This window comes from Okeania sp., assembly GCF_983059655.1.
In genome coordinates this window covers 2,122-7,722 of record NZ_CEZPJD010000367.1, presented here as the reverse complement: position 1 = coordinate 7,722, position 5,601 = coordinate 2,122, and the positions used below count along the sequence as shown (strand labels likewise).

Annotated in this window: 4 protein-coding genes and 1 rRNA gene; 2 read left to right on the top strand and 3 right to left on the bottom strand. The window is 36.2% G+C overall.

Annotated elements, in window-relative coordinates; genetic code table 11:
• Positions 1 to 235 precede the first annotated feature (235 nt).
• Positions 236 to 352: ribosomal RNA gene (rrf, locus tag AC3DU7_RS19400) — 5S ribosomal RNA — on the top strand.
• A gap of 366 nt (positions 353 to 718) precedes the next feature.
• Here the strand turns inward: rrf and AC3DU7_RS19395 are convergent.
• The 3 genes from AC3DU7_RS19395 to AC3DU7_RS19385 form a co-directional block, all read right to left on the bottom strand.
• Positions 719 to 1,519, bottom strand: a complete 801-nt coding sequence (locus AC3DU7_RS19395) for a PEP-CTERM sorting domain-containing protein (RefSeq protein WP_488040951.1) — start codon at positions 1,517 to 1,519, stop codon at positions 719 to 721.
• Between the two features lie 680 nt (positions 1,520 to 2,199).
• Complete coding sequence (locus AC3DU7_RS19390) at positions 2,200 to 3,228, bottom strand: C39 family peptidase (protein ID WP_488040952.1); 1,029 nt, start codon at positions 3,226 to 3,228, stop codon at positions 2,200 to 2,202.
• Between the two features lie 723 nt (positions 3,229 to 3,951).
• Entirely contained in the window at positions 3,952 to 4,662 is a 711-nt protein-coding gene (locus AC3DU7_RS19385) for a PEP-CTERM sorting domain-containing protein (protein WP_488040950.1), read from the bottom strand.
• A gap of 401 nt (positions 4,663 to 5,063) precedes the next feature.
• Here AC3DU7_RS19385 and psaK point away from each other — a divergent pair, with 401 nt between their 5' ends.
• Complete coding sequence (gene psaK, locus AC3DU7_RS19380) at positions 5,064 to 5,324, top strand: photosystem I reaction center subunit PsaK (protein ID WP_488040949.1); 261 nt, start codon at positions 5,064 to 5,066, stop codon at positions 5,322 to 5,324.
• Positions 5,325 to 5,601: the final 277 nt, after the last annotated feature.

Genomic DNA, 5,601 nt, shown 5'->3' with positions numbered 1-5,601 from the left:
TAACAATTACCCCGATTTATCTGAATTTCTCCCTCACTCCCCTACTCCCCTACTCCCCTGCTCCCCTACTCCCCTACTCCCCTTGGCCTAAAATTCAGAGATAAAAAAAAGTTTGTTTAGGGGGTTGACATTTCTGAAGAAGATATTTATAGTAATAAATGTAAGGAAAAGAAAGCGCCAAATAACTCAAACTGTTTAAGGCAAAAATAATTAATCTATATAATTATCAGCTTTTCCTGGTGTCTATGACGTAGTGGACCCACTCCGATCCATCCCGAACTCGGAAGTTAAACGCTACGGTGGCGAAGATACTCGGTGGGTAGCCGCCCGGTAAAATAGCGCGATGCCAGGTTAAATATAAACAAAGGTTCTCTCAACGATACGAGGGAGCCTTTGTTTTTTTATTATTTTTTATTAATTTAATTTATCAAAATAATATGGGTTGCGCAACCCCGCCTTGACTGGCGAAATATTTTTGGTTGGAGAGTTGCTCAAATCCCCCTTACAAAAATAACTTCTGACTTCTGACTTCTGACTTCGTTAAAGCGGGGGGGTAGTCCTGCATGATAATGGTGAAGATATATATTTTTTAATTTCTCCCCATCTCCCTATCTCCCCAAACTGTCTTTACCATTACAGGGATCGTTCTGGAAACTTGGAAACGATCAAACTCCGTTCCCCCTACGCTATTGCTCTCAGCCAATATTTATAATCTTAGTTATTCTATGCGCTTTAACATTGAACCAGCACCACCAACAAGTAATAAACCCAAAATTAAAGCGGGTTCTGGTGTAGCTGCTCGAGTTTGTTGAATATCTGCAATAGTAAAATCATCAAATCCAAAAACATCTCCGTGTCCAGTAGTTGTTAAAAATTCAATAGATGTAAATGTTTCAGAAGCATTTTGTGCAACTATGCCAAAAAAGAGGACTGAACCATCTGTACTTCCAACGCTTCCCTGGGTATTTGGCGCTGTAAACTGTTGTGTTGTTCCGCCGGACAGCGACAGTTCTAAAACAAGCTGACCGCCAAAATCACCAATGTCGATACCATAGAAACCAAAAGCTCCAATTGCTGTATTAAAGTCTACTTGAAAGTTATTAGAGGGGCCTGCTGCTACTTGCCAGAAGTTAGTACCAGAAGTACCGTATCGGCCAGCTAGAGCGCTACCAACAGAAACAGATTTTACCCATCCACCACCACCAGAAAGAGTAGTTGTGATATTTCCTGTCGATCCAGGAAAGAGTAAATTTAATGGACTAACTGTATGGGTAGCAAGTCCGTCAAAGTCCTCTGTTCCTACTCCAACAACTAAGTTAGATAGGAAATTAGATTCAGCAGCAGATGCATTGGGAGTGGAACTTAAAGGAACAGAGGGACTATTATGCAAGTCTTCTCCAAAGAAAATTTGAAATGCCTGGGCAGGAGCATTTCCAAAACCTATAATCGTACTAAAAGCAACAACATGGACTAAAGTTTGTACTGTTCTAGTTAAAGGATTTTGAGTTCTACTCTTCATAGTTAATTCTGATATTTTTTGATGTAGCTAGGTTTTAAAAGTCAAGTAGGTTCGCAAGAAATTTGAGCTGTGAACCTACTTTTTTTGTTTGCGCTTGAGGCAAGTGATACCAAAACCAACAGCAAGTAACCCTATAAGTACAGAAGGGTTGGGGGGTGAGGTTTTTTAATCGACATTTTCAACCTTGACACGCCACTACCAATAGCATTCGTGGGTAAGTCCTAATGAAATTTATTGTGTATAACTTTAATATACCCATCTCCAAAATTTTTCTTACATGCTAAATTTTACAAATTAGACAATTTATTAAAAGATTGGCTGCTAGAAGATATTGGTAGGGGCGATCGCACAACTTATGGCCTATTTGCAGGAAATATAGATACTTCAAAAGTAATCATTTCCTGGGGAATGCTTACCTTAAAAAGAGCAACTCCAATTCATTTTAGAAAACTACCTCTATCATTTTCCCTTTTTTTTTCAAAACTTGTATCATTTCCATTGATTGATATCATTTATGTAAATCCCAGGGTAAATATCTACAGGCAATTTAGGTTTTTTTAGGCTTTTAAAACTTCTTTCCTAGATAACTAAAACCTTCTTGCTTCTTCCTAAAAATACCGATGCTAGCAGACTTGATATTACTCTTTTTTTTCCTTCTTCCTTCTTCCTTCTTCCTTCTTCTATTTTGAAATAAAATGTACCCAAAAACTCCCATCTGGCATACAAACATTCCGAATTAATCGATAAGAATAATGTAAATAAGCACCACTGAGGTCAGTACGATATCCAGTAGAAAACCATTCCCCATATGGATCGTGGATAAATAATCCTTCATTATCAAAACCAACACCGACAATCAGATGACCAAAAGAAGTAAAATAACTATGTATAGCCACAGGATTTCCTGCTATTAGCCAATCTTTAACCTCTTCAATAGTCGCATTAGTTTTAAAATTATCTATACATCCATAATCTCTAACAATTCTAGCTAAATCAGTTGGACTATGACGACTGTAACCTTGATTTAAAGCATATTCATAAAGTTCATCTTCAAGTTGACCATAATTAGACTTTCGATTAGCTTGCAAAAACTCCAAACAGGAAGCGATAGAAGTAATATTACATAAACCTGTAGGATTATACCAATCATCTAGCTTAGATTTGTAGGGAACCTTAATTCTAATATTATTTGGTTTAAGCTTGGGATGTACAAGTTGATTATTTTCTAAAATTTCAATATGTTTTTCATGGATATACCAAACACCAGAACTATTATGCTTATTATTTCTAAACGCAATTCGGAAATGGTTTCTAACTGGAACATAAGCTAAAATTTGAAACTCTTGATTAGCCGGGATATAGTGTTTTTCTGACTCAGTTAATTGAGAAGATTGAAGAGGTCTATACTTAAGAATAGTATCTTTTTTAGTTTTGAGAATAATTGGGGCAGCCGGAATATTGGCTTCTTTAGCCTCGAATAACTTTTTCGTAGTTTTCTCACCTAAATATCCAGCCTCACCACTTTTTTGATCCACTTGAAACCTATGAAGTGCTGCGGTAGTTAATGGGCCAAATATGCCATCTACTGGAGGGTTAAGCATATTTAAGTCAATAAGTATGGCCTGAATCTCGCGAGTCAGGTTTTCATCATCGGCGAGGGTTTTAACATCGTACTTAAGGTCTGTTCTCAGAAAGTCTTGGAGTTCCATACTAGATTTAAAGATAACTAGAAAATAGCTAATCAGCAGCATAGTATACTCTGACTCTAGACTCAACTTGGAGATGGGACACTTTTGAGAAGAAGTTGGGCAGTCGGGAGACAGGATTAATTATTGAGGGGTAGCTCAAAAAAGTCGCTACCTCTTGGGTAACTAGACCTTCACGCACAGGAGCAAGATGCTCCCACTGGCCAACAACTGAATCTTGACAAACTACTACTTTTAATTGCTCGGTGCGTTAAGGTTAACATTTTCAATTTAGCAACAAAGCCATTGCCATCTGTTTAATCTTCTATCTCTGGAAGCATCCAGATATCTATACCTGGACTGGGGTGGCGTAAAGCAGTATCATTTGTTAGAAAAACGGTGCATTATGCTTCTATGGCGGTTGCCAAATGCAAGGCATCTACTAAAGCTAAGTTACTCCTTTGCATACTCTCGGGCAATTTCAACTTGCTCTTCACGCAAAGATTTGACTATGAGTTATGCCAAGACCAAATCACAAGCAAAACCTTGAGACTTTCCTTGTTCGATGGAATCAAAAATTTTGATAACGCGATCGCCAAATTCTGGGTTTCCTTCCAATTAAATTAAAAAGTTGAGAGACACACCTTAATATTTCTGGGTGCATCTCCTCACAATCGAATATTTGAAGCTATGATTGATTTAGGTATTTAAAGTGACGTAGGTTTGCCAGAAATTAGACCTGTGAACCTACTTTTCTTTTTTTTGTTTGCGTTTGAGAGAAGTAGCACCTAAAGCGCCAATTAAACTTAAGCCAAAAATTAAACCTGGTTCTGGAACAGAAGTAAGCTCAACATTATCAATTAAAAGACCAGAATCAACAACAGTATCTACTGCATCTACAACCCCAAATCCTAAAGTGTAAGTTCCACTCTCAGAAAAAGTATGAGAAAAACTTTGATATCCTGTTTCTTCAAAAAAGGAGAATAGATTAAACATAAAAGAAGAGTTAGTATCAGCTAATACATCTACATTTGAAAGAGATATAAAAGAAGAGTCGTTGAAGAAAGTAGGTGTAAATTCATTTGTCAAAAAGTTAAAATCAAATGTTAGAATATCTCCTACCTTGGCAAAAAAAGTTTGCTTGATAGCAGAACCTTCAGTAGCATCAATAATATTTAATGACGAGTCCAGAGTTCCTGGAGTTAACCCTAAGAAACTTTCAATCGCAAAATCAGAGACAGCACCAAAACCATTCGTCATTAACGCATTAAAATTACCATCTGAAGGTGTTGTACCAAAACTAATATCTTGTATACTGGTGTCTCCAATGGTACTCCAGCCATTAAAGCCTTCTTCAAAACTACCATTGACAATTGCACTAGCACTAGAAACAGTAGTGAAAGTAGCAACAATTGCAGCACTGGCAGCAGCAAGGGTAATGGAACACTTTTTCAACATGATTAAATCTCCTAAGAAAATTTATTACCTGATATTGTTTCACCCCCTCTCCGAGAATTTATGCAAATTTAAATAGAAAAAATAAAAATTGCCTAAAAAGTCATGATTTTTATTGAAGCAGGTAACTTCCTGACAATTTTCTCTTCTTGAAATATGTAGCGGTTTTCAGATAAATAAATCACACACAAGAGGGCTTAAAAGCCTCAAAAAACTTAAATTTCCTATAGATATTCACCCTTGGGTTTACACAAACGATACCAGCGGAGATAATATTAAATCTAAAGCGGGGTTTGTAAAGAATTATTACTAAGTCACTCTATAAGAGAAAATAATTGTATTCTCTGGTATAAATATGCCACTTAGGTTTTTGATTGACTACGTATAATTAAGGAAAAGAAAAAATGCTTTACTCAACTTTACTCGCAGTTACTCCTAATACTTTTGCTTGGAGTCCAAAAATTGCTCTAATTATGATTCTTTGTAATATTGTAGCGATCGCCTTCGCTAAGTTTACTGTTAAATATCCTAGTGTTGGACCTGCAATGCCTGGATCTAACTTTTTTGGTGGTTTTGGTGTAGCTGGTGTTTTAGCAACTACTAGCTTTGGTCACATTTTAGGTGCAGGTGTAATTCTTGGTTTGGCAAACATTGGCTCTCTGTAACATTTCCCTTAACTATAGCCATTAACATAAAATTGTTAATCAAATTTTGATTTCTTGATGGCAACTTCCCTAAAAGTTGCTTTATTTATTTGTAAAACCATTGCGCAATAGTAAAAATCATGAAAATCAAATAAGTAGCTTTTTTATCTCTCCATTACTGTAGTCTACTAATCTTGAAAACTGCTGTATAATCAAAAACCAACATATTTTCAGTAGTTAAGGATTGACTAAATGAAGGAAAAAGTCAGAAAAAAATCTTTATCTAAATGGAGAAATA